The sequence below is a fragment of the Anaerobacillus alkaliphilus genome (genome assembly GCF_004116265.1).
GTDB lineage: Bacteria > Bacillota > Bacilli > Bacillales > Anaerobacillaceae > Anaerobacillus > Anaerobacillus alkaliphilus.
In genome coordinates, this window is sequence record NZ_QOUX01000001.1 from 150,399 (window position 1) to 174,177 (window position 23,779).

The window sequence follows — 23,779 nt, forward strand, 5'->3', positions numbered from 1 at the left end:
GGGTAGGAGCGGAAAAATGAATAAAGAATTAAAACAAGCGCTGGCATTAATAGATGAGGGGAAAATGGAAAAAGCAATTACACAGTTGAAAAAGGTAAATGAGACTGCTGACCATGATACGAAATATTCACTTGCGGAAGTTTATTATGAACTTGGATTAGTAGATTTAGCAAAAGCAATAATTGAGGAGCTATTAATGCTATACCCTGACGAAGGTGAACTGTATACGTTTATGGCTGAATTATTAATTGACTTAGATGAAGAAGATGAAGCAATCGAAATGTTATTAGAAATAAAAGAAGATGACCCTGTCTATGTACAAGGACAATTACTTTTAGCTGATTTATATCAACTTCAAGGCTTAGACGAAGTAGCAGAGCAAAAGCTTCTAATAGCAGAAAGTAAAGTGCCTGAGGAACCTATTGTCTTATTTGGGTTAGGAGAATTTTACTTATCAAGAGGGGACTATTTAAGATCAATTCCTTATTACAAAAAAGTACTCCCGTTCCAGGATGAGCTAGATGGAACGAACATAGCACTTCGCTTAGCTGAAGCGTACAGTGCTAGTGGGTCTTTCGAGGAGGCAATTACCTATTATGAACAAGGGATAGATGAAAATGCCACGATTGACGCACATTTTGGGTATGGTTATACAGCTTTCCAGTTAAGCCAATATACTGTAGCAATTACTCAATTTGAAAAAGTTATTGATATGGACGAAAGTTACTCAAGTGTCTACTCATATTTAGGAGAAGCATACGAAGAAGAGGGACAAATCCATGAAGCATTACAAATCTTTAAAAAAGGAATAGAAATTGATGAATTCAATGAGGCTTTGTATGTTCAAGGAGCAAGAGTTTCTTTAAATAATGGGTATATTAATGATGGAGAAGAGTACTTACGAAAAGTAGTAGCAATAAACCCTAGTAATTTTGAGGGGGCTAAAATGCTGTCTAGCTTATTAAAAAAAGAAGAACGTTTTGAAGAACTTCTAGAATTAATCAACTATTTAAAGGAACAGGGAGAGGAAGATCCTTTGTTTGATTGGTTCCTAGCAAGTGCAAAACGAAATTTAAGTGAAGACTTATCTATCATTCAGACTTATCAAGAGATCGAGGAAGCTCTCTCTCATGATAGCGATTTTATGGAGGAGTATGGACAAGTCCTTTTAGAAAATGGCTACAAAGAAAAAGGGGTAGAAGTGTTGAGAAAAGCGTTAAAGCTAGATTCTTCGAAAACACATCTAAATGAATTACTGTTTGACTTAGATACTAATTATTAAATTCATGAAATTCGTTCATACTAACATTAGTATTTAATAGAGAGAACGGTGGTTAGTATGAATTTAATGGATGTTTTACTTTTTCAAGACCGATCAGAGTTACGGAAACTTCTAAAAGAGAGCGATCGCTCACTTAATATAAATTCAAAAAGAGAATTGGTGGAGGTTCTTTACCCAAGGTTAGCTAACTTTGATGATTTAAAAGAGAGATACCAACAACTATCTAATGACGCTAAAAAAGTTATTTTACATTTGTGTTATGATAAAAAAATGTTTATTTCAAAAGAAGAGCTTAATGGTTTTGTTCCAAAGCGAAAAGGGAATGAATTTCATGAGTTGATAAATGAACTAGCTACTAATGGTCTATTATTTGTCTTTAAGCAAGGAAATTATGTTGTGCCAATCCAAGTAAAGAATGAACTGATTCGGTGTATTCAAATCGAAATTAAAGATAATTCCTTTATTTTACCTTCGTCTACCTCTGACCAAAAGGAAATTACGATTGTTACCGACATATTTGCTTTTGTAGATTTTATTATGGACAAACCATTGACACTAACGAAGTCTGGTGCTATGTACAAAAAAGACTTCCAAGCGCTAATGAATGTTTTTTCATATAAAGAGAGTTTACCTAACGACCAATGGAGATTCGGTTACGGTCGAAGATTTTCGCTATATCCGGACCGCTTCTCATTAATCTATGACTTTTGCTTCTCAAATGGTTGGCTAAAGGAAACAGCTGACACGTTGACAATTCATACCTCTGTAGAAGAACTTTTTGAAATGCGGATAAATGAACTTATGCAAAGTATTGTTACGTATTGGCATAAACTATATAGACGTCCATTCCCTTCAGTTCGATTGTTGTATCTACTATTGTTTAACTCCTTAGTCGAAGGTGAGGCTGTAGAGGAAGACTACCTTCTGTCAGCGTTCGCTCCGTTTGTTAATGAATACTATTTCGATACGAAAGAGGACGTCATAACAAAGCGTTTTTTACAGATGCTAGTTTATTTAGATGTTGTCTCAAAGGTCGAGTTAGAACACTTTACAGGATACACAATTGGACCGAGTCATCGATTTTTGAAATAATTGTGAAAATATTTAAATTATTTCTATATTTAAAAGGAATTTTGATTTTAAAAACGAATAAATACATTAGTAAGGATTGATAACTATAAAAGAGGCCCGCTATCGTCAATAATAGGGGAGGGGATATGATATGAGTAGTATCATTTCAGTTTTAGAAAAAAAAGATTTTTTAAAATGGTTCTTAAATAATTATCAGTTAAAAAGAAGAGAATGCGCGTGGTTATTAAATTATTTAATGAGCGATGATCACTTAATGGAAAAAGTCCATTTTGTTGAAAATGCAGAATACTGCCCGAAATCTTTAATTATTTCCGCTAATGATGTTGATTGTATCCCGTTTAGTTTTCATAAGAGGCAACACGTCACAATGGATGCTGAAAAATCATTCCATGATATACGACTTAATAAGGAAGAAGAAGTCTATATTCAGTTGAATTTTAAAGATGCGAAGAAAAATCCTCAGTATGTTTCAGTGCTAGAAGATAATCCTTTTACACCTATTGATAAGGATACAGAAAAATTATATAGTCTTTTTGCTGATTTAGTTATTGATCAAGCCAAGCACCAGTTTGAAAAAAAGCGCTTACTTGAACTGATCGATCGTGCTTTAGATAGCGGTGACAAAGAGAGTTTTCTAAAGTATAGTGAAATGCTATCAAATCTTAAAGCCCTTAAAGAATAAGGGCTTTTCATTTTGCTCATATTATACTAAAAGAAGAATTGGGTATTATAACAAGAATTTGTATAGTAACCATCTTTTAGCGGAAAAATAGCAAAGAAATTATTTTGATATATTTTATTCTTGGTACATTTAGTATAAAATTGAAATCGTAGAAAAAGTTATGAGGAGGAGAAACATGAAGTGGCAAGCAAAAGAAGTTGACCTTTACTTACAAGCGAGAGAATATGTTGATACTGCGATTGTACCGCTTATTCCAATTTCGTGGGGGAATGAACTAAAATCAACTGTGCAAATGGGAGAATTCATTACGTTAATTAGCGATGAATTGGAAAGACAGTTTAAAGGAAGGGTATTTCAGTTTCCACCCTATACATACTTAAAGAGTGAAAAAGTAGAGGATCGTTTAACGAGAATTAATATGTTAGACGACCATCTGAAGGAACACGGATTTGATTTTATTGTCTACCTAACTTCAGATATTGATTGGAAACAAATCGAAACTGAAATGAAAGACACTTTATTATGGATACCTTCAATCCCTCTAGAACATATGGAGCCAAAATATAAGCAAGAAACGCTTTCAAATCAAATTAAACAGATGTTACCAATAATGACCAATAAATGGCAAAAGCCTAAAAATGAAGAGAATTAACTCTATCATTTTATTGACAGTGATATTGTATTAAAGTATCATGATAATGTCCTAGTATAATGAGTATTACCATAGTCCGGAGGGACTTATTATAAAATGTAAGGAGGGAAATATGAGTGAGTGAGAAAGAACATAAAGTATCAAGACGTCAGTTTTTAAATTATACGTTAACAGGTGTTGGAGGATTTATGGCTGCTGGTATTACTTTACCAATGGTGCGTTTTGCCCTTGATCCAGCTTTAAAACCTGGTGAAGAAACAGAAATGGTAGCGGTAGCACAAGTGAATCAACTTTCTAATGAGCCAAAGCGATTTGACTTTAAGATTAACCAAGTTGATGCTTGGTATGAATCAGAAGTATCTCGTTCTGCTTGGATTTATGAAGAAGGCGGTCAAATTGTTGCGCTATCACCAGTATGTACACACTTAGGCTGTACAGTTGACTGGAATACAAGTGATGATCATCCAAATCGCTTCTTCTGCCCATGTCACTATGGAGCTTTTGAAAAAGATGGAAAAAACGTAGATCGTACTCCGCCAACGCAACCGTTATTTGTTTATGACCTTGAAGTTCGCGACGGTACTGTTTATTTAGGAAGACCAAGACCACAGGTGTAAGGAGGCGTAATAATTGTTAAATAAGATTTATAATTGGGTAGACGAACGTCTAGATATTACGCCAATGTGGCGTGATATTGCTGATCATGAAGTGCCTGAGCATGTTAACCCAGCTCACCACTTTTCAGCATTTGTATATTGTTTTGGGGGTTTAACGTTTTTTATTACCGTAATTCAAATTTTATCTGGTATGTTTTTAACAATGTATTACGTACCTGATATCATTAATGCATACCAGTCTGTATACTACTTGCAAAATGAAGTGACATTTGGGGTAATCGTACGTGGCATGCATCACTGGGGTGCAAGTTTAGTTATCGTTATGATGTTTCTACATACGTTACGTGTTTTCTTTACAGGCTCTTACAAAAAGCCTCGTGAATTAAACTGGGTTGTAGGAGTACTTATTTTCTTTGTTATGTTAGGTTTAGGGTTTACGGGTTATTTATTACCTTGGGATATGAAAGCATACTTTGCAACAGTAGTAGGATTACAAATTGCTGAGAGTGCACCTATCATTGGTGGATTTGCAAAGACTTTATTAGCCGGTGGAGAAATTATTGGGGCACAAACGTTAACTAGATTTTTTGCCATCCATGTATTCTTCTTACCAGGTGCATTACTAGGTTTACTAGGAGCTCACTTTGTGATGATCCGTAAACAAGGTATCTCTGGACCGTTGTAAAAACTACGTTAATTTATAGGCAAAAGGAGGGAAAACTATGCATCGTGGGAAAGGAATGAAATTTGTTGGGGATTCTCGTGTGCCGGCTGAAAGAAAGCCGAACATTCCCAAAGACTATTCTGAATACCCTGGGAAAACAGAGGCATTTTGGCCAAACTTCTTACTTAAAGAATGGATGGTTGGTGCAGTTTTCTTAGTTGGTTATTTATGTTTAACAGTTGCTCACTACTCACCACTTGAACGTGTTGCTGATCCAACAGACGCAAGTTATATTCCATTACCAGACTGGTATTTCTTATTTTTATACCAATTATTGAAATATGAATTTGCTTCAGGGGATTATACGGTTCTTGGGGCCGTAGTTATTCCAGGTATTGCTTTCGGAGCTTTATTATTAGCGCCATTTTTAGATACAAGTGCTGAACGTCGACCAATTAAAAGACCAATAGCATCTGGGCTAATGTTACTGGGAATAGCTTCAATCTTTTGGTTAACTTACGAGTCAGTTGCTAGCCATGACTGGGAAGCTGCTGCAAAACAAGGTGCGATTGTTGAAGAAAAGGAAATTAATACTGATGCTGAAGGATATCAAATTTGGCTACAACAAGGTGCATGTATAGGCTGTCACGGTGAAAACATGCAAGGAAATCCTGGTGTTGCCCCTTCGGTATTCGAACATGATTACACAAAAGAAGAAATCATCAAAATTATCACAGAAGGTGCCCCAGGAATGCCAGCAGGTCTTTTCGCTGGAACACCTGAAGAACTTGAAATTTTAGCAGAGTACATTGCTGCTGATGGGCAACCTGAATAAGAAAGAAAAAGCTGACATTTATGTCAGCTTTTTTTCTAAATGGAGGAAAAAATGATTAGTCAAATTCTCTACCTTTTTAAGCAACGATCTGTATTAGTTATTTTATTGATGGCTAATCTGATCGGTACAATCTATGGATATTGGTGGTATAAGGACCAGTTGGCAATTACGCCATCACATTTTTACATCTTTGTTCCAGACAGTCCAACTGCAAGTCTTTTTCTAGTTTTTGTTTTGGTAATGTTTTTGTTCAAAAAAAACTGGCCGTTGATGGAGGCCTTTGCTGCTGTTACCTTAATTAAGTATGGGGTATGGGCAGTTGTTATGAACATTGCTGCGGGCGTAGCTGGATCAACATTAATGTGGCAAAACTATATGTTAATTGCCTCTCATTTAGCAATGGCACTACAGGCAATTCTTTTTGCTCCTTTTTTTCGAATTAAACCATGGCATTTAGTTGTTGTTGCTGTATGGACGTTACATAATGATGTGATTGATTATGTTTTTGGAATGCACCCTTGGGTTTCTAGATCTTTATATGACTATGTGCCTCATATAGGGTATTTTACGTTTTGGTTGAGTATCTTTTCACTATTCATGGTTTATTACATAGCAGTAAGAAAAACACGCTACAAACTCAATTTGTAGGTCTACTCTTGTCCACCTCTTCATAGGATTTAATTAGAAGAAGAGGAGGGACAGGCATGCACAAGAAGATGCTCGTTTTTATTTGTTTATTTTTTCTTGTTTTTTCTACCAGTGTTCATGCAGAAAAGGACGTAGAACAAAAAGACTGGCAACATTTAAACAAAACAGCGGATAAAATACTCCAGCTTGTAAAGGAAGAAAAATATAGTGAAGCAAAGCAGGTTATGGACTTTTTCTCTAAACAATTTTTAGCAATTCGTTACGATGATCAAAATTTGTCCATGACACATCTTCGCTTAATTACTACTTCTTATGAAAAAGCTATGGGGGCTGTTACAAGTGCAGGAGCAAGCCATGAAGAAAGAGTATTAGCTGTTTCGGAATTTCGTCTAGTTATTGATGCGCTCGTATCAGAACACCATCCGTTGTGGAAAAATACTGAGACTCAAGTAATGAATTATTTTGCAAAGATGAGAGAGGCCGTTTCAAGCGGCGACAACAATGCCTTTCAACATCATTTTAATGGTTTCTTACAAAGGTATGCAGTAATTCGCCCTGCAATCATGATTGATTTATTACCGCATCAATTTCAAAGAATTGATTCCCATGTAAAATTTGTTGAGAGATATCGTGCGACAATTATTAATGATGAGGATAAATCAAAACATTTAAAACTAATGGAAGAAGATTTTGCAAACCTATATAAAGGTTTCGAGGAAGATCAAGCCGATCCGTCATTATGGTGGGTCATTCTATCAATTGGTGGAACAATACTAATGTCGCTTTCTTATGTGGGCTATAGGAAATACAAAGGTGAAAAAAGTAAAGTAAAGATGAAACAAAAATAGATTCCTTGTCGAAATAATTGACACAGAAAAGAAGTTTCACTAAAATTATAGATAAATACTATTTGAGTGTTCTCACTCAAACTACAACGGAGGTTATTTGATCGATGGGTTTCTTAATTTATTTTGCCATACTTATCATTATCCCGATCTGGGCACAAATGAAGGTGAAGAGTGCGTACAAAAAGTATTCACAAGTACCAGCTTCATCTGGTATGACAGGAGCGCAAGTAGCTCGAAAAATTTTAGACGATAATGGACTATATAATGTAACAGTAGAGCCAATCCCAGGAAAGCTTACTGATCATTATGACCCGCGAGCAAAAGCAGTACGTTTGTCTGAGGAAAATTACTATGGGCATTCTGTAGCAGGTGCTGCAGTTGCAGCTCACGAAGTTGGGCATGCGATGCAAGATGCTGAGGATTATGCTTTTTTACGTTTCCGCCATGCACTAGTGCCAGTAGCAAACTTTGGATCGAACAGTGCAATTTTTATCATTTTAGCAGGTATTTTAATGTCAATTCCAAACTTACTTTTACTAGGAATTGTTTTTATGGCTGCAGCTGTAGTATTCCAACTTGTTACCTTACCAGTTGAATTTAACGCATCAAGTCGCGCGATGGAACAAATCGTTTCTGTAGGTGTCATTCGAAACAATGAAGAACGAGAAACGAAAAAAGTTTTAGATGCTGCTGCATTGACATACGTAGCTGCTGCTGTAGTTGCCGTAATGGAACTTTTACGTTTCGTATTAATGTATATCGGAATGCGTAACGACGATTAAAACTAAAGGATGGACCGCAAGTAGCGGGCCATCCTTTTTCTATGCTTCAACCACTTGATTTTAATTCACAATTCAAAATTGACAATTGATAATTATTCTCTAGTGTTCAATTGGACGTTTATACTCATCCAAAGTAAAGCCTTCACCCATAACATCTTGAACATCATTGACCGTAACAAAGGCATGGGGATCGACCTTCTCAACAATTCCTTTTAAGCGAATAATTTCATTTCGACTTACAACGCAATACAGAATTTCTTTATCAAGTCCTGAGAAACTACCTGTCCCTTTTAAAATGGTGACTCCGCGATCCATTTGTTGAAGAATGCAGCTTGAAATTTCTTTGGACTTATCTGAAATGATAAAAGCAGCTTTACCGGAATATGCCCCTTGTATCATGAAATCAATTACTTTCGCACTAATAAAAACCGCTACTAATGTATACATACCTTCGCGATAGTTTAAGTAGAAGATAATTGAGGAAGTTATAACAGCTGCATCAAACAGAAACATTGTTTTCCCCATACTCCAACCGTAGTACTTAAACCCAAGCCTAGCGATAATATCGACGCCTCCGGTTGTTCCACCGAAACGAAAGACGATTCCAAGCCCGACCCCAATGAACACCCCAGCAAACAGTGCAACAAGAGTCATGTCGTCATGAAGAGGGATTTCGAGAAATCGGTATCTTTGAAAAATAAATAGAAATAGTGATAAGCTTGTCGTTCCGATTAGAGTATAAATAAACGCATTTCTTCCAAGTACTTTCCAACCGATAAAAAACAATGGGATATTTAATAGTAGGTTAGTATAGGCAGGATCAAAGCCAAACATAAAAAACAGAATAAGTGTTATTCCAGTAAAACCACCGTCTGCTAGGTTATTTTCCATATTAAAATAGACGAGTCCAAACGACATAATTGCCGCACCTAATAGGATATAAAAAACATTTTTGAATTTAATTGGTGTATTCATAATTCAGTCCCTTTTCATAATTTTTCCATGTGTTCCGCGAACTATATTATACCGGAATTTTTACAATAAATAAATCAAGGATATAATGTTAATGATGAACACGATTAGTGAACTGGTAAATAGCTTTATATTTACTTATCTTGTTTTCTACCGACAAATAATATTTGTCAAATCATGAAGATTTAGCTAACATGTTACTAGAAGTAAATTGAGGTGAGAGCATGAACAATAAAACATTAACTGACATTCAAACAGAAGTAGACAATTATATTGGACAATATAAAGAAGGATATTTTAGTCCCTTAGCGATGCTAGCTAGAATGACGGAAGAGCTAGGCGAACTTTCTCGAGAAGTTAATCATTATTATGGTGAAAAGCCAAAAAAGTCTTCCGAAGAAGAAAAGACAATGGAGCAAGAGCTAGGAGACTTATTCTTTGTATTAGTATGCTTTGCTAATTCATTAAACATTAGTTTAGAAGAATCTTTTGATCTCGTCATGGAGAAATTCCGAACTCGTGACAAAGATCGTTGGACCAAAATAGAGGAGTAAAGGAGTTAGTATAAATGACAGAAACAGTTATAAAAGTAGCAATTACAGGAGCAAGAGGAAAAATGGGAAGTGAAGCCGTTCGTATGGTAACATCAACACCTCATTTTCAATTAGTTGCGGCAATCGACACGAAAAATGAAGGGAAAACCCTTGCAGATTTAGAGGGGATGCCTAATGTAGAGGTTCCTATTTACGTTGATTTACATAAAGCCTTTAGCGAACAGGAGGTTGATGTTCTAATTGATTTAACTAATCCTAAATTCGGAAGAAAGCATATGGAAATTGCTTTTGAACATGGGGTTAGACCGGTTGTAGGAACGACTGGATTTACAGAAGACGATATCAAAGAACTTTCTCAAATAGCTGAAGAAAGAAGTCTCGGTGCGATTATTGCTCCTAATTTTGCGATTGGTGCGATATTAATGATGAAATTCTCACAAATGGCTGCTCGCTACATGCCCGATGTGGAAATTATCGAAATGCATCATGACCGTAAACTTGATGCACCATCAGGAACCGCAGTTAAGACAGCACAAATGATCTCTCAAGTTCGTGAACCAAAACAACAAGGAAATCCTGATGAAAAAGAAGAACTAATGGGAGCAAAAGGTGCTGAGTTTCAAGGGATGAGAATTCACAGTGTGCGTTTACCTGGTCTAGTAGCTCACCAAGAAGTTCTCTTTGGCGGAGTAGGTCAAACATTAACGATCCGTCATGATTCGATTGATAGAACATCATTTATGCCTGGTATAAAACTAGCTGTTGAAACGGTGATGAAACTGGATTTATTGGTTTATGGGTTAGAAAATATTATCGAATAAAGGGGAAGTTCGTATGAAAATAGCATTAATTGCTCATGACAAGAAAAAACCTGATATGGTTCAGTTCGCGATTGCCTATGAATCGATCTTGAAAAACCACAAGCTATATAGTACTGGTACAACAGGAACTAGAATAATGGAAGCAACGTCCTTAGAGATAGAAAGGTTCCAATCCGGTCCGCTAGGTGGCGATCAACAAATCGGTGCATTAGTAGCTAGAAATGAAATGGACCTAGTATTGTTTTTCAGAGATCCACTAGCAGCCCAACCTCATGAGCCTGACATTACGGCGTTAATTCGTTTATGTGACGTATACGGAATTCCACTTGCTACAAATATGGCAACGGGAGAGATATTAGTAAAAGGTTTAGCAAGGGGAGATTTTGAGTGGAGAAAGATTATCAATCCGTAAAATTAGCCCGTGGTTTAGATATCTTAGCTTTTGGCGCCCATGCCGATGATGTTGAAATTGGCATGGCGGGTACGATTGCCAAATATAGCAATCAAGGATATTCTATTGGGATTTGTGATTTGACCCAAGCTGAGCTTTCTTCAAATGGAAATGTAGAGTTACGACAAGAAGAGGCAAAAAAAGCACAAGCTATATTAGGGGTAAAGAAAAGAATTCAATTGGACATTCCTGATCGTGGTATTTCCAATACTGCAGAACAACTAAAAAAGATTGTAACAATTATTCGTTATTATCGTCCTGAAATTGTCTTTGCACCTTATTTCGAGGATCGCCACCCTGATCATGGTAACTGTGCAAAATTAGTTAAAGAGGCAATCTTCTCTGCCGGTATTCGTAAATATGAAGATGAACGACAATTACCACCACATAAAGTCACTGATTATTACTTATACATGATTAACGGGTTTCATAAGCCAAGTTTTGTTATCGATATCTCGTCTGAAATAGAATTGAAGAAAAAAGCCTTGAGTGCTTATGAAAGCCAATTCACAAAACAATCAGGAAGCGTTGACACACCGTTGACGAATAATTACATTACGTCTGTTGTAGCTAGAGAAAGTTTATTTGGAAAAGAAGTAGGAGTTGCTTATGGAGAAGGGTTTATATCTGAACGCCCAATCTTAATTCAACAACTATTGAGGGAGAAGAGATGAAATTAAAAATTGGAATTACTTGCTACCCAACTGTAGGTGGCTCTGGGATCATCGCCACTGAGCTTGGAAAACTTTTAGCTGAAAGAGGTCACGAGATCCATTTTATTACATCAGGAGTACCGTTTCGCTTAGATAAAGTGTACTCTAACATTTTTTATCATCAAGTTGAGGTAAATAACTATTCAGTGTTTCAGTATCCTCCGTATGATTTGTCATTAGCAAACAAGATGGCTGAGGTAGCAAAACGTGTCAACTTAGATATCCTCCATGTTCACTATGCGATACCTCATGCAATTTGTGCGTATTTAGCAAAAGAAATGGTTGGTGGAGACTTAAAAATTGTTACGACCCTTCATGGTACGGATATTACCGTTCTGGGTTATGATCAATCTTTAAGTGAGATGATTAGGTTTGGAATTGAGAAATCAGATGCTGTAACTGCCGTATCGGTTGACCTAATTAAACAAACAGAACAACTTTTACATACAACGAAACATATTGAACCTGTTTATAATTTTGTTGACAATCGTGTTTACTTTAAGAAGGATTGTGGTTGCTTAAAACAAGAATATAATATTGCTGACCATGAAAAAGTAATCATCCACGTGTCTAATTTTCGTTCGGTAAAACGAGTGCCAGATGTGGTACGTAGTTTTGCGAAAATTTTAGATCATATGGATGCGAAGTTACTTCTTCTTGGAGACGGACCAGAGTATTCAAAGGTCTGTCAATTAGTCAAAGAATTAGGTATACGAGACAAAGTACTGTTACTCGGGAATCAAAAGCACGTGGCTGATTTTCTATCAATTAGCGATTTAATGATGCTACTCTCTGAAAAAGAAAGCTTTGGCCTAGTCTTACTTGAGGCAATGGCCTGTCAAGTTCCTGTGATTGGAACCAATGCGGGAGGTATTCCTGAAGTCATCACGAATGCTGAAACAGGATATATTTGTGATATTGGTGATGTAGATATGATTGCTGCTAGAGCTATTGAAATTCTCAGTAATAGCGAACTGCATGCAGAGATGGCTCAAAAATCTTTACAAAGAGCAACTGAGTCATTTGGCCAAGACACAGTAATTTCTAAATATGAAGATATTTACTATACGGTATTAGCAAGGTAGGGTTTTGATGGACATGCATTTTCTTCAACAGGCTAACTATATTATCCAAAAGCTAAAAACAGCGGGCTATGAAGCTTACATAGTGGGGGGAGCGGTACGCGATTTTCTATTAAATAGAGAAATTCACGATATCGATATTGCCACTTCTGCCCCTGCAACTGAAGTGAAGGTGCTTTTTCCGAAAACAATTGATGTAGCGATTGCGCATGGAACAGTTGTCGTACGTCATCAAGGGGAATCGTTTGAAGTTACTAGCTATCGTGGTAATACATTGTTTGAAGATTTGAGGTTACGAGACTTCACGATGAATGCGATGGGTTTGTCTAGGAACGGTGATATGGTGGACCCATTCAGAGGAAAAGACGATATTAATCAGAGGATGATTCGCTGTGTTGAAAATCCTAGTTTGCGATTTCAAGAAGATCCACTAAGGATGCTAAGAGCGATTCGCTTTGTTAGTCAGCTTGGCTTTGCAATCGAGGATGATACGTTAGAGGCAATAAAAATGAATGGTTTTCTTATTAATCACGTTGCTATTGAACGAGTTTCACTAGAACTTGAAAAAATATGGTCTGGAGCCTATGTAAAAAGGAGTTTTGGGTATTTAAACGAAACAAACCTATTAGAAAAACTTGAAGCATTATTACCGCTGAGAAAGGCATTGCTTGATGAAGATGTCGCTACCACCCTAACAAAGCTGACGAATCGTACTGAGGTATGGACGTTCTTATTATTTATTTCAAACCTTGAAGACCCTGAAGTCTTCTTAGAAAATTGGAAGCAACCAAAAAAAATAATTGTAGAGGTAGCTTCAATCATAAAGCGTCTACCCTCAATATTAGAAAGTGGATTTACTTGTGAAGACTTGTATTATTTAGGTTTAGACACAAGTTTGCGAACGGAACGAGTAAGGGCAGCCTTGTTACATACAATTGAAAATCCGATAGAAGTTGAAAAAGGGTATCGAAAGCTTCCGATCAAGGATAAAAAGGAGTTAGATGTAAGAGGCGATGAAATAGCTTTGCTACTAACTAACGATGATCCAAAATCTAAAATAGGGCAATTGATTACAGCAATTGAACTAGCTGTAGTTAACCAAAAGGTAGAAAATACAAAAAGTGCGATTATAAAATGGTTAAGGGAGGAGGGATTGATAGATGCGTAGTGAGTTGTTACAAATGCTACTTGACCATCAAGGAAATTTTGTTTCTGGTGAAGCGATTAGCCAACATCTTGGGTGTTCGAGAACGGCTGTTTGGAAACACATTGAGGAGCTTCGAAAAGCGGGGTATAAGTTAGAGGCAGCTCCAAGGAAAGGATACCGGATTATTCACCAACCAAACTTATTGACTGAAAACGAGATAAAAGCTGGTCTGAAAACAAATTATATAGGAAAACATGTTGTTTACGAAAAGTCAGTATCTTCGACACAAGAAATTGCTCATCGGCTAGCAAGGGAAAAGGTTGCAGAAGGAACGATTGTGGTTGCTGACGAACAAGTTGGTGGCAAGGGGAGACTTGGACGTGCTTGGTTTTCTCCAATAGGTACGGGCATTTGGATGAGCATGATTTTAAAGCCAAAAATTCCTCCACAAAGGGCACCGCAACTAACACTATTAGCAGCGGTCGCCGTAATTCGTGGTATCCATGCAGCAACCGGTCTACATTGTGACATTAAGTGGCCGAATGATATATTACTAAAAGGGAAAAAACTCGTCGGGATTTTAACCGAGATGCAAGCTGACCCTGATCAAATTCATTCTGTTATTATCGGGATTGGTATCAATGTTAATCAAAAAAACTTTCCTGATGAAATAAAAGAGATCGCTACTTCGTTATCCTTAGAGAAAGGCGAAGATGTAAACCGCGCTCTTGTGATGCAAAGTATCATGGCAGAGTTTGAGCAGCTCTATGAATTATTTTTAAAAGACGGCTTTTTGCCAATCAAACAAATGTGGGAAGCACATGCCACTACGATTGGACGTAGGATTACTGCGAGAACGGTTTCTGGAGCTATTGAGGGTTTTGCAAAAGGAATTACAGAAGATGGAGTTCTTCTTTTAGAAGACGATTTTGGAACAATCCATAAAATTTATTCAGCAGATATAGATTTTTAATATCGCAGATAGATTTTTTTTGCTATACTTAAAGCATCATGGGCAGTATCGTTTACTTGAACTGCACCAAAATGTTTGGTCATACCTGTTTTTGAATTTAATTAATTCTGCCTTGATCCCAAAAGGACTAGGACAGAGGGATAATGAAACTACGATCAGATGCTTATACAGAACCTGTTTTTCTGTGTATCACTGAAATCCTTCTCTCCTTTTTGGTGAGAAGTTTTTTGTTATGGCTCTTTTCGTAAACATGGTTGCTTTTTATCCTGAAATAATCGGGAAAAATACCCTAGATGAGGATATCAGCCAATAAATTTTGTAAGAAAAGAGCAATACTTACTAAATTAGTTGTGAATTCTTAGTATTTTGTGTAAAAATCGGGCATTTGGGATTTTTACGAAAGCAACAAACTTTGCGAAAACAGCCTTTGTTATACAGAGAAAACAAATAGTTTCATTGTTTCTCCTCTGAATAATGAGAAGGAGGATAACAAATGAAAACAACAGCTACATTTAAAGCAATGAAGAAAAATAGTGAGAAAATTGTTATGATAACGTCATATGATGCTCCTTCAGCAAGACTAGTAGAGGAAGCTGGAGTAGATGTAATTTTAGTAGGAGACTCTTTGGGAATGGTCGTTCTTGGATATGACTCAACGATCCCTGTAACTCTTGAGGATATGATCATGCATACCAAGGCGGTTAAACGAGGGGCGAAAAATACATTTGTAGTAACGGATATGCCTTTTTTAACATACCATTCAAGTCTAGCAGAAACGATGACAAACGCCAGAAGACTTATGCAAGAGGCTGGCGCTCATGCTATCAAACTAGAAGGAAATGGTGCTGTCATTGAGACGATAGAGCAGTTAACAAAAGCAGGCGTTCCCGTTGTGGCTCACTTAGGACTTACACCCCAATTAGTTGGAGTCATGGGTGGCTACCGAGTTCAAGGGAAAGATGCTGAGACAGCTAAGCAGTTAATTGAAGATTCTAAGAAGGTAGAAGAAGCGGGAGCCTGTATGCTCGTGTTAGAATGTGTTCCAACCCAATTGGCAAATCTTATTGCTAAACAATTGAGCATCCCTGTTATCGGTATTGGTGCTGGGATTAATACTGATGGGCAAGTGCTAGTTTACCATGACTTAGTCGGTTATGGTAATGGTCATGTGCCGAAATTTGTTAAGCAATATGCAAATATTACTCCAATCATTCATGATGCTGTCTCTTCCTACGTAAACGAAGTAAAGGAAAGTCGTTTTCCAGGTCAGGAAAATACGTTTACTATGAAAAACGAAGAGCTTGATCGCTTGTATGGAGGATTAGAATGATAGTTGTCAAAACAATAGCTGAGCTAAAGAAAATAGTATTAGATGTGAAAGAGCAAGGAAAATCGGTTGGATTTGTGCCAACTATGGGCTATTTACATGAAGGTCATATTTCATTGGTAAATGAAGCAAGAATTCATGATGACTTTATTGTGATGAGTATTTTTGTTAACCCGTTACAATTTGGTCCAAATGAGGACTTTGACCGGTACCCTCGGGATTTTCAAAGAGATGAAAAGTTAGCGAGTGAAGCAAAGGTAGACGTTGTTTTTTACCCTGATGTCAATGAAATTTACCCTAAAGAATTATCTTGTACAGTTACTGTAAAAAAGGGAGTCGAGGTTCTTTGTGGGAAATCCCGTCTCGGCCATTTTGATGGAGTGGCAACTGTTGTCTTAAAACTCTTCAATATCGTTCAACCTACTCGAGCCTATTTTGGCTTAAAAGATGCTCAACAAGTAGCGGTAATTGAAAACATGGTTGCAGACTTTAACTTGCCTGTTCAAGTGATGAAATGCGTAACGTTACGAGAAGCAGATGGGCTTGCGAAAAGTTCAAGAAATGTTTACCTATCAGAAGCTGAAAGAGACGAGGCGAAAGAAATTTTTGAAAGTCTTCAACAAGCAATTACAGCAATTCAGTCTGGAGAAATAAACTGTCGTACGATTAAACAACATGTTATCGGCCATTTGGAAACTAAAACCTCTGGTATTGTTGACTATGTTGAGATCCTTTCTTATCCCGATTTAGAAGAAGTAGAGCAGATTGAAGACCAGATGATTATTGCTGTTGCCGTAAAGTTCTCACAAGCTCGTTTAATTGATAATGTAATAATAACTGTATAAAAATTAGGAGATCCAGGAGGAAGCTTAAATGTTCAGACAAATGATGCGAGGGAAAATTCATCGTGCCAGGGTTACGCAAGCAAACTTAAACTATGTAGGTAGCGTGACAATTGATGAAGATATTTTAGACGCTGTTGACATGCTACCAAATGAGAAGGTCCAAATCGTGAATAATAACAATGGTGCCAGACTTGAAACGTATATTATCCCAGGCGAGCGAGGTAGTGGTGTAGTTTGCTTAAACGGTGCTGCAGCAAGACTGGTTCAAGAAGGCGATGTAGTCATTATCATTTCATATGGCCTTTATACAAATGAAGAAGCAAAAACTCATCAACCAAAAGTAGCGATCATGGATGAAAATAATCGTATTGTAGAGATGCTTGGTACGGAACCAGCATTTACGATCCGATAAAGACAGCTGTAAATTGAGAATATAAATCTCCCTAATGTAAAACACTTAGCATAAGTTGTTTTAGCTGTTAGGGGGATTTTTAATGGAAAAATGGGTGAACGATTGGCATACCCGATATTGGAAATTAAAAAAATCGATCGAAAAAAGCAACAATCTTAACGAAAACTTATATGAAGAGCTAGCAAAAGAATGCGGAGCTTTACTAGATACTTGGATGGAAATGGAAGACAAACTAGAAGACATTAAAGAACTGAAAATTGAGAAAGCATCATCAACAAAATCGATTGCTGTTCAAGAACATTTAGAAGGACCTCATTACTTTGATTTAGAGATGTTTACTAAAGCAATTCCTACTTTAAAAGAAGAAATTGCCAATGAGAAACATCAAGAGCTAGTTCTTTATTTGTACTTAGGCTTCTCCTATTTATATGAAGGAAAGTTTAACGAAGGAAAGGAAGCCTTTTTATTTGTTGTTCATACGACTTTAAATTCCTTAGAAAAACATTTTGCTTATGTTGGATTAGGCTGTCTATACGGTAGAGTTCATCAATATGAAGAGGCAATACACTATTTTGAAAAGGCTAATTCCCTTTATAATAATGCAGATGTTCCGTATAATATAGGCATGGCATTTGTAATGTTAAAAAATTATCAGCTTGCCGTTCCTTATTTAGAGAAAACGATTGAAGCAAATGAAGAAGACGGAGAAGCGCAGTATTTTCTAGGTCATTGTTATTTAAAACTTGGCAATGAAACAAAAGCCTTCGAAGCATGGTATGCAGCATTACAGTCGTTGGAGTATAAAGATCTGTTAGTTACAATTGCATACGAATTTGAAAAGTATGGTTATTATTCAGCCGCAGTTCATTGCTATAAGAGAATTGAGGCACTTGGGTTTCATGAGGCTTGGGTATTTCATGGCATTGCTTGGAACTACGGATTGTTAGATGAGAAAAAACAGGCAATGACCATGTTTGAAGAGCTACTCGAGCAAAATGAAGAAGATATAAATATCTGGATTTCCTATTTGTGGCTTCTCTCAAAATGGGAGGATAAAGAGCGTTTTTACATGTATCTTGAAAAAGCAAGACAGCAAAAGATACAGCACCCATTAATCGATAAAATTATCAATTAATGGTATGATGGGATAATACTAAGACAAATTATACAAAAAAGGTTCAGGGGTAAAAACCCTTGGACTTTTCGCTGTAAACTTTAAAATGGTTATTTAACTCACTAGTTATGCTGGGGGAATGAATACATATAAAAGGGCGTTTTGAGAGGTGAAGCTAGTGAAAAATAAATACGTCGTAGTAGACTTAGAAACAACTGGTAATAACCCTAAAAAGGGAGATCGTATTATCCAAATTGGTGCTGTGGTTGTTGAAGACGGAAAGATAGTTGAGAGATTTTCTAGCTTTATAAATCCTGAAATGGAAATTCCAGCTTTTATTCAACAATTTACTGGAATTAATAATGAAGATGTAGCAGATGCTCCACTATTCAGTACCGTTGCGCCTAAAATCATGGAGTACTTAAATGGGGCATATTTTGTTGCCCATAATGTTCCTTTTGACTTATCATTTTTGCAATTTGAATTAGAACTATCAGGGTATAACTCCTTTCATGGTCCTATTATTGATACTGTCGAGTTATCAAGGCTACTCTTACCTTCTGAAGAAAGCTTTAAGCTGAGTCAATTGGCTACGAAATTAAACCTACATCATGATCGTCCTCACCAAGCAGATAGTGACGCGGAGGTTACGGCAGAGATTTTATTAATTCTCTTAGAAAAAATAAGTCAATTACCTTTACTAACATTACAAAGGTTAAAGCCGATTGTTTCAAGACTTGATAGTTCCTTGGATGAAATTTTACAATCAGTCATTAACGAGAAATTAACATCCGTTCCTATCGTTAATTCAGAATTGGAGGAGTTCCGTCAATTAGTACTTAGAAAGTCATACTCAGTCAATAAAGATGACTTCTTAGATGACATTCCGGAGTTTAAAGAAGAAATAGAAGCCATTGAAAAAAGACTTTCAAGCCAGATGGCTGGCTTTGAAATAAGGGAAGGGCAAAAGGAGATGATGGAATTAATTGACGAAGCATTAGCGTCGAATCAACATCTCTTGGTAGAAGCGGGTACAGGAACAGGTAAATCGTTGGCTTATTTACTACCTGGGTTATTCTATGCGAAAGAATCAAAATCTTCGTTAGTGATTAGTACACATACCGTTCAGCTGCAACAGCAACTAATTGAACGAGATATGAAGATTTTAAAAGCCGCTGTCCCATTTCCATTTCGCTCAGCTGTTTTAAAGGGTAGGAGTCATTACTTATGCTTAAGGAAGTTTGAACAAAAGCTAGATGATCAAATTGACCAAAACTACGATACGCTTCTCTCTAAAGGGCAAATCCTAATTTGGCTTACAGAAACGCTTGAAGGAGATGTAGAGCAGGTGAACCTCCCAAGCGGTGGCAGATTATTCTGGAATGAAGTACAGAGTGATGCGTTGACATGTATCGGCAAGCATTGTCCTTGGTTTTCAAGGTGTTTTTATCATCGTGCAAGAAATAATGCGTATGGAGCAGATTTAATAGTTACCAATCATGCATTATTGTTTACCGATCTGACACAAGATCATCAATTACTCCCAAGCTATAAACAAGTAATCGTTGATGAAGCACATCATCTTGAAGAAGTCGCAAGTGATCACTTCGGACTGCGAACCGATTATTTTGTCTTCCACCAGTTGTTCTCAAGGTTAGGTACACTTGAAAGTAATGATTTATTACAGCAAATCTCAGTTTTGCAGGAAGAACTTAGTTTGAATTTAGAACCTACTTTAGAAAAACTCGACCAATTTACTCTTGATGTAAAATTCGAGCTAGATGAATGTTTTCGTCTCATTCATTCGACAATTGTCAATCGCTTTGGTCATTCGAACAGTGAAGTAGGAAGGAAAAGTATGCGATATTTCCCACATCAAATGACAGGGAAAGGCTGGCGTGAAATACAAGAAACAGTCTTGCGGGTACAGATGCTTTTAAAAGACGGCTTGAAGGCCATGAAAACAGTGATAGATGAGATATCGCTTGAAGAAGATGAGTTAAACTTTCAGCAGATCGGTACTTTTACTGCCTTTAAAGGTGTTTATGGGAATATCTCAGATGAAAAGGGCAAACTAGAAGAATTGTTGCTTCAGTATGATCCAAATTTTGTTTATTGGATGGAAGTTGACGCGAAAGGTGCTAGAAATGCAACCTTTATTTATAATAAACCAATTGAAGTATCAGAAATAATAGCGGAGAACTTCTTTAGTAAGAAGTCAAGTGTCATAATGACATCAGCAACATTAACGGTAAGAAACTCTTTTGATTACATCGTTAATCGTTTAGGTTTAGGAGATTTTGGAGTAGTTACCCGAGTAATCGAATCCCCTTTTCGCTATGCTGACCAAGTACAATTGATGATACCAACGACATTGCCAAATATTAAAGAAGTTGATGAAGCGGAATATATTTACGAGGTTGTTACTAGTATTTTAGAGATTGCCAAAGTTACGAAAGGTAGAATGTTAGTGCTGTTTACCTCCTATGATATGCTCAGAAAAGCTTATTATCAACTAAAGGATTGTATTGTCAATGAAGAGTTTGTGCTTTTTGGGCAGGGGATTAGTAGTGGTAGTCGAGCGAAACTAACAAAAAACTTTAAACAATTTGATCGTGCAATTTTGTTTGGAACAAGTAGTTTCTGGGAAGGTGTAGATATCCCGGGAGAAGACTTAAGTTGTTTAATTATCGTCAGGCTTCCCTTTTCTCCTCCTGATAATCCAGTGTTTGAGGCGAGAAGTGAGTATATTAAGGAACAAGGGAAAAGTCCATTTATGGAACTGTCGTTACCACAGGCAATCATTCGCTTTAAGCAAGGATTTGGCCGGTTAATTCGTTCATCACATGACCGCGGAGCCATTTTCGTATTTGACCGAAGAATTACTGAAACACGCTATGGAAAGCTTTTTATTCAATCACTACCAACAGTACCTTTAAAAGAAAACTCTTTACAGGAACTATTATATGACTTAGAAAATTGGTTATAATGTAAAAGATTTGAAACATGTATCTCGGAGTGATGATCTTGAAAAAAGTTTTAGCTATCGTTTTCTTAGTAATAAGTATCATTTTGTCACCGACAATCGCTTTAGCAGAGCGTGAAACGATTGAAGTCGACTTAAATCTTGAAGAGCAGGATTTAGCCTATACATTCTTCGATTTATCTAATGGGGAAGCTACCTTATTGCAATCGGGAAAAGGGCAAAATATCCTCATCGATACAGGAAGCCTTGAATCTCAAGAAGAATTAGAGCAAAGGTTGAAGATGTATGATGTTGAATTCATCGACACAATTATCATTACAAATCAAACTGAAGAGTACACGGGAAACTTGCAGTGGTTAATTGATAATTTTAATGTTAAAACTGTTATCGTTCCAGCAATTCTGAAAAATCAAATGGTATCCTTTTATTTTCTTCATGATAAAGAAGTGATTGGTTGGAAAAAGGGAGACTCAACAGAATTAATTCCGTTTTTAAAGTCGGAGGTTATTTATGTTGAGGAACGCGAAGGTGTAGATCAGGGTGCCTTAGCCATATTATTTAGCTATGGGAAACAAACATTATTGTTTATGGGCATTGCTGACAAACAAGTGGAAAAGCAATTAGTTGAAGAATATTCACTAAAATCAACAATCCTTAAGGTAGCTGATTTTGGAAGTGCGAAAGGAACTACCCAACGTTTTTTGGACGAAGTAGATCCGCAAGTGGCTATTCTTTTTAAGAAAAAGGATTTTCCAGTTAGTGAACTCGTATTGGAACGGCTTCAAGAAACGTGGATCGATATCTACCAAACATATCGATTAGGTACTGTTTCAATTAAATGTCATAATGATGATTACGAAATCTTGACAGTAAGACCAGAGGAAGAAGAGTTTTCCTTCGGATTAGCGAATAACTTATCGAAACTATTTAAAAAATAGTGTGATCTAACAAAAGGAGAAACGGATGAAACAGCTTTTTTACAATGGGGTCATTGTTACTGGGGAAAATCAGGTAGTCATACCTGACGGATTTATGGTAGTAGAAGATGGAGTCATAGAGGTAGTTGGTACACAAGATCAATTAGATCAATTTTCATCAATACCTAATAAAGTAAACCTAAAAGGTAACTGGTTAATACCAGGCCTAATAAATACACATGGACATATTGGCAGTACCTTATTGAGAGGTTATGGGGATGACCTTCCATTAGCTACTTGGCTCGAAACGAAAATGTGGCCAATGGAAGCTAAATTCACAGATGAAACTATTAATGCAGCAGCGTCACTAGCTATCTTAGAAATGCTTAAAAGTGGGACAACGACATTCTTAGAGATGTACCATCTTCATTTAGACTTAATCGCAAATTTGGTTGATACATCGGGGATCCGTTCTTGTTTGACTAGAGGAATGATAGGTCTATGTTCTAAGACTGAACAAGAAAGTAAGCTTGCAGAAGCACTACAATTAAGTAGGGATCTAAGAAAAATTGGGCAGGGGAGAATTACAACAATGTTAGCCCCTCATGCTCCTTATACATGTCCACCAGAATTTCTAGAAATGATTGTCCATGAAGCAAAGAAGCAGCATTTGCCAATTCACACGCATTTGTCTGAAACAGCAAAGGAAGTAAGTGAACACTTTACTAAGTATGGAAAAAGACCTGTGGAGCATTTAGCAGAGATAGGAGTTTTTGATGTTCATACTTTAATTGCACATGGAGTTCATTTAACGGATGAGGAACTAGACATTTTGGAGAAATATCAAGTAGCAGTTTCCCATAATCCAATGAGCAATTTAAAACTTGGATCTGGGATTGCTCCTGTTGGAAAAATGCTTAAGAAACAAATTTTGGTGTCAATTGGGACAGATAGTGCAGCTTCTAATAATAACCTAGATATGTTTCAAGAGATGCGAATGGCGGCTTTAATTCATAAAGGGAGCAGTGAAGATCCAACGGTCGTCTCAGCCAATGAGGCATTTTTGATGGCTACTTATAACGGCGCTAAGGCATTAGGGTTTGACAGTCTTGGTCTTGTCGAGGTAGGTTATGCTGCTGATTTTGTGATTGTCAATGCAGAGAAGCCCCATCTCCAACCGAATAGCCATGTTTTATCACATCTAGTTTATTCTGCATCAGGAGCAGATGTAGTAGAAGTTTATGTAAACGGCAAATGCCTAGTACGGGACGGTCAGTGTTTAACCATGGATGAAGAACAAATTATTTTTTATGCTAATAAAGCCTTTAAGAAGTTATACTCATAAAAAAAGAGGCTTAGCTCA

The 23,779-nt window shown here is 36.8% G+C and carries 25 protein-coding genes; 24 read left to right on the forward strand and 1 reads right to left on the reverse strand.

Annotated features, from left to right (window positions below; genetic code table 11):
• Positions 1 to 16: 16 nt before the first annotated feature.
• From DS745_RS00795 to DS745_RS00840, 10 genes are all read left to right on the forward strand, one after another.
• Positions 17 to 1,282, forward strand: a complete 1,266-nt coding sequence (locus tag DS745_RS00795) for a tetratricopeptide repeat protein (RefSeq protein ID WP_129076304.1) — start codon at positions 17 to 19, stop codon at positions 1,280 to 1,282.
• Positions 1,283 to 1,339: 57 nt separating this feature from the next.
• The gene (locus tag DS745_RS00800) at positions 1,340 to 2,374 is read left to right on the forward strand and encodes a hypothetical protein (protein WP_129076305.1); all 1,035 of its coding nucleotides are present in this window, start codon (positions 1,340 to 1,342) and stop codon (positions 2,372 to 2,374) included.
• Positions 2,375 to 2,504: 130 nt separating this feature from the next.
• A complete protein-coding gene (locus DS745_RS00805) occupies positions 2,505 to 3,056 on the forward strand; it encodes a ReoY family proteolytic degradation factor (protein WP_129076306.1) in 552 nt (183 codons plus the stop codon).
• 175 nt (positions 3,057 to 3,231) lie between these two features.
• On the forward strand, positions 3,232 to 3,708 hold the full coding sequence (locus tag DS745_RS00810) for a YpiF family protein (protein ID WP_129076307.1): 477 nt from the start codon (positions 3,232 to 3,234) through the stop codon (positions 3,706 to 3,708).
• Positions 3,709 to 3,824: 116 nt separating this feature from the next.
• Complete coding sequence (locus DS745_RS00815; RefSeq protein WP_129076308.1) at positions 3,825 to 4,325, forward strand: QcrA and Rieske domain-containing protein; 501 nt, start codon at positions 3,825 to 3,827, stop codon at positions 4,323 to 4,325.
• 13 nt (positions 4,326 to 4,338) lie between these two features.
• Positions 4,339 to 5,010, forward strand: coding sequence for a menaquinol-cytochrome c reductase cytochrome b subunit (gene qcrB / locus DS745_RS00820; RefSeq protein ID WP_129076309.1), 672 nt, complete (start codon positions 4,339 to 4,341; stop codon positions 5,008 to 5,010).
• 37 nt (positions 5,011 to 5,047) lie between these two features.
• Positions 5,048 to 5,824 carry a menaquinol-cytochrome c reductase cytochrome b/c subunit gene (locus DS745_RS00825; protein WP_129076310.1) on the forward strand — a complete coding sequence of 259 codons (777 nt, stop codon included), beginning with the start codon at positions 5,048 to 5,050 and terminating at the stop codon, positions 5,822 to 5,824.
• A 54-nt stretch (positions 5,825 to 5,878) separates the two neighbouring features.
• On the forward strand, positions 5,879 to 6,472 hold the full coding sequence (gene lhaT / locus DS745_RS00830; protein ID WP_479680216.1) for a lipoprotein heptaprenylglyceryl N-acetyltransferase LhaT: 594 nt from the start codon (positions 5,879 to 5,881) through the stop codon (positions 6,470 to 6,472).
• A gap of 56 nt (positions 6,473 to 6,528) precedes the next feature.
• Entirely contained in the window at positions 6,529 to 7,320 is a 792-nt protein-coding gene (gene ypjB / locus DS745_RS00835; protein ID WP_129076312.1) for a sporulation protein YpjB, read from the forward strand.
• Between the two features lie 104 nt (positions 7,321 to 7,424).
• Entirely contained in the window at positions 7,425 to 8,102 is a 678-nt protein-coding gene (locus DS745_RS00840) for a zinc metallopeptidase (protein WP_129076313.1), read from the forward strand.
• A 99-nt stretch (positions 8,103 to 8,201) separates the two neighbouring features.
• Here the strand turns inward: DS745_RS00840 and DS745_RS00845 are convergent, their stop codons facing one another.
• A complete protein-coding gene (locus DS745_RS00845; RefSeq protein ID WP_129076314.1) occupies positions 8,202 to 9,077 on the reverse strand; it encodes a YitT family protein in 876 nt (291 codons plus the stop codon).
• Positions 9,078 to 9,298: 221 nt separating this feature from the next.
• Here DS745_RS00845 and DS745_RS00850 point away from each other — a divergent pair, with 221 nt between their 5' ends.
• The 14 genes from DS745_RS00850 to DS745_RS00915 all read left to right on the forward strand — a co-directional run bounded on the left by DS745_RS00850 (position 9,299) and on the right by DS745_RS00915 (position 23,761).
• Positions 9,299 to 9,628, forward strand: a complete 330-nt coding sequence (locus DS745_RS00850) for a nucleotide pyrophosphohydrolase (protein WP_129076315.1) — start codon at positions 9,299 to 9,301, stop codon at positions 9,626 to 9,628.
• Positions 9,629 to 9,642: 14 nt separating this feature from the next.
• Positions 9,643 to 10,449, forward strand: coding sequence for a 4-hydroxy-tetrahydrodipicolinate reductase (gene dapB / locus DS745_RS00855; RefSeq protein WP_129076316.1), 807 nt, complete (start codon positions 9,643 to 9,645; stop codon positions 10,447 to 10,449).
• Positions 10,450 to 10,462: 13 nt separating this feature from the next.
• Positions 10,463 to 10,861 (forward strand): methylglyoxal synthase, encoded by a 399-nt coding sequence (gene mgsA, locus DS745_RS00860; protein ID WP_129076317.1) that lies wholly within the window; start codon positions 10,463 to 10,465, stop codon positions 10,859 to 10,861.
• Positions 10,837 to 11,574 carry a bacillithiol biosynthesis deacetylase BshB1 gene (gene bshB1 / locus DS745_RS00865; protein WP_129076318.1) on the forward strand — a complete coding sequence of 246 codons (738 nt, stop codon included), beginning with the start codon at positions 10,837 to 10,839 and terminating at the stop codon, positions 11,572 to 11,574. Before mgsA ends, bshB1 begins: the two co-directional genes overlap by 25 nt.
• Positions 11,571 to 12,698, forward strand: coding sequence for an N-acetyl-alpha-D-glucosaminyl L-malate synthase BshA (gene bshA / locus DS745_RS00870; protein ID WP_129076319.1), 1,128 nt, complete (start codon positions 11,571 to 11,573; stop codon positions 12,696 to 12,698). Before bshB1 ends, bshA begins: the two co-directional genes overlap by 4 nt.
• Before the next feature lie 7 nt (positions 12,699 to 12,705).
• On the forward strand, positions 12,706 to 13,863 hold the full coding sequence (locus DS745_RS00875) for a CCA tRNA nucleotidyltransferase (RefSeq protein ID WP_129076320.1): 1,158 nt from the start codon (positions 12,706 to 12,708) through the stop codon (positions 13,861 to 13,863).
• Entirely contained in the window at positions 13,856 to 14,815 is a 960-nt protein-coding gene (locus DS745_RS00880; RefSeq protein WP_129076321.1) for a biotin--[acetyl-CoA-carboxylase] ligase, read from the forward strand. Before DS745_RS00875 ends, DS745_RS00880 begins: the two co-directional genes overlap by 8 nt.
• A 493-nt stretch (positions 14,816 to 15,308) precedes the next feature.
• Positions 15,309 to 16,145: a 3-methyl-2-oxobutanoate hydroxymethyltransferase gene (gene panB / locus DS745_RS00885; RefSeq protein ID WP_129076322.1), complete on the forward strand. Its 837-nt coding sequence runs from the start codon at positions 15,309 to 15,311 to the stop codon at positions 16,143 to 16,145.
• Positions 16,142 to 16,987: a pantoate--beta-alanine ligase gene (gene panC, locus DS745_RS00890; protein ID WP_129076323.1), complete on the forward strand. Its 846-nt coding sequence runs from the start codon at positions 16,142 to 16,144 to the stop codon at positions 16,985 to 16,987. Before panB ends, panC begins: the two co-directional genes overlap by 4 nt.
• A gap of 28 nt (positions 16,988 to 17,015) precedes the next feature.
• Positions 17,016 to 17,399 carry an aspartate 1-decarboxylase gene (gene panD / locus DS745_RS00895; RefSeq protein ID WP_129076324.1) on the forward strand — a complete coding sequence of 128 codons (384 nt, stop codon included), beginning with the start codon at positions 17,016 to 17,018 and terminating at the stop codon, positions 17,397 to 17,399.
• Positions 17,400 to 17,481: 82 nt separating this feature from the next.
• The gene (locus DS745_RS00900) at positions 17,482 to 18,534 is read left to right on the forward strand and encodes a tetratricopeptide repeat protein (RefSeq protein WP_129076325.1); all 1,053 of its coding nucleotides are present in this window, start codon (positions 17,482 to 17,484) and stop codon (positions 18,532 to 18,534) included.
• 157 nt (positions 18,535 to 18,691) lie between these two features.
• Positions 18,692 to 21,502 carry an ATP-dependent DNA helicase DinG gene (dinG, locus tag DS745_RS00905; protein ID WP_129076326.1) on the forward strand — a complete coding sequence of 937 codons (2,811 nt, stop codon included), beginning with the start codon at positions 18,692 to 18,694 and terminating at the stop codon, positions 21,500 to 21,502.
• A 38-nt stretch (positions 21,503 to 21,540) separates the two neighbouring features.
• Positions 21,541 to 22,437 carry a ComEC/Rec2 family competence protein gene (locus tag DS745_RS00910; protein ID WP_129076327.1) on the forward strand — a complete coding sequence of 299 codons (897 nt, stop codon included), beginning with the start codon at positions 21,541 to 21,543 and terminating at the stop codon, positions 22,435 to 22,437.
• 25 nt (positions 22,438 to 22,462) lie between these two features.
• Positions 22,463 to 23,761: an amidohydrolase gene (locus DS745_RS00915; protein WP_129076328.1), complete on the forward strand. Its 1,299-nt coding sequence runs from the start codon at positions 22,463 to 22,465 to the stop codon at positions 23,759 to 23,761.
• Positions 23,762 to 23,779: the final 18 nt, after the last annotated feature.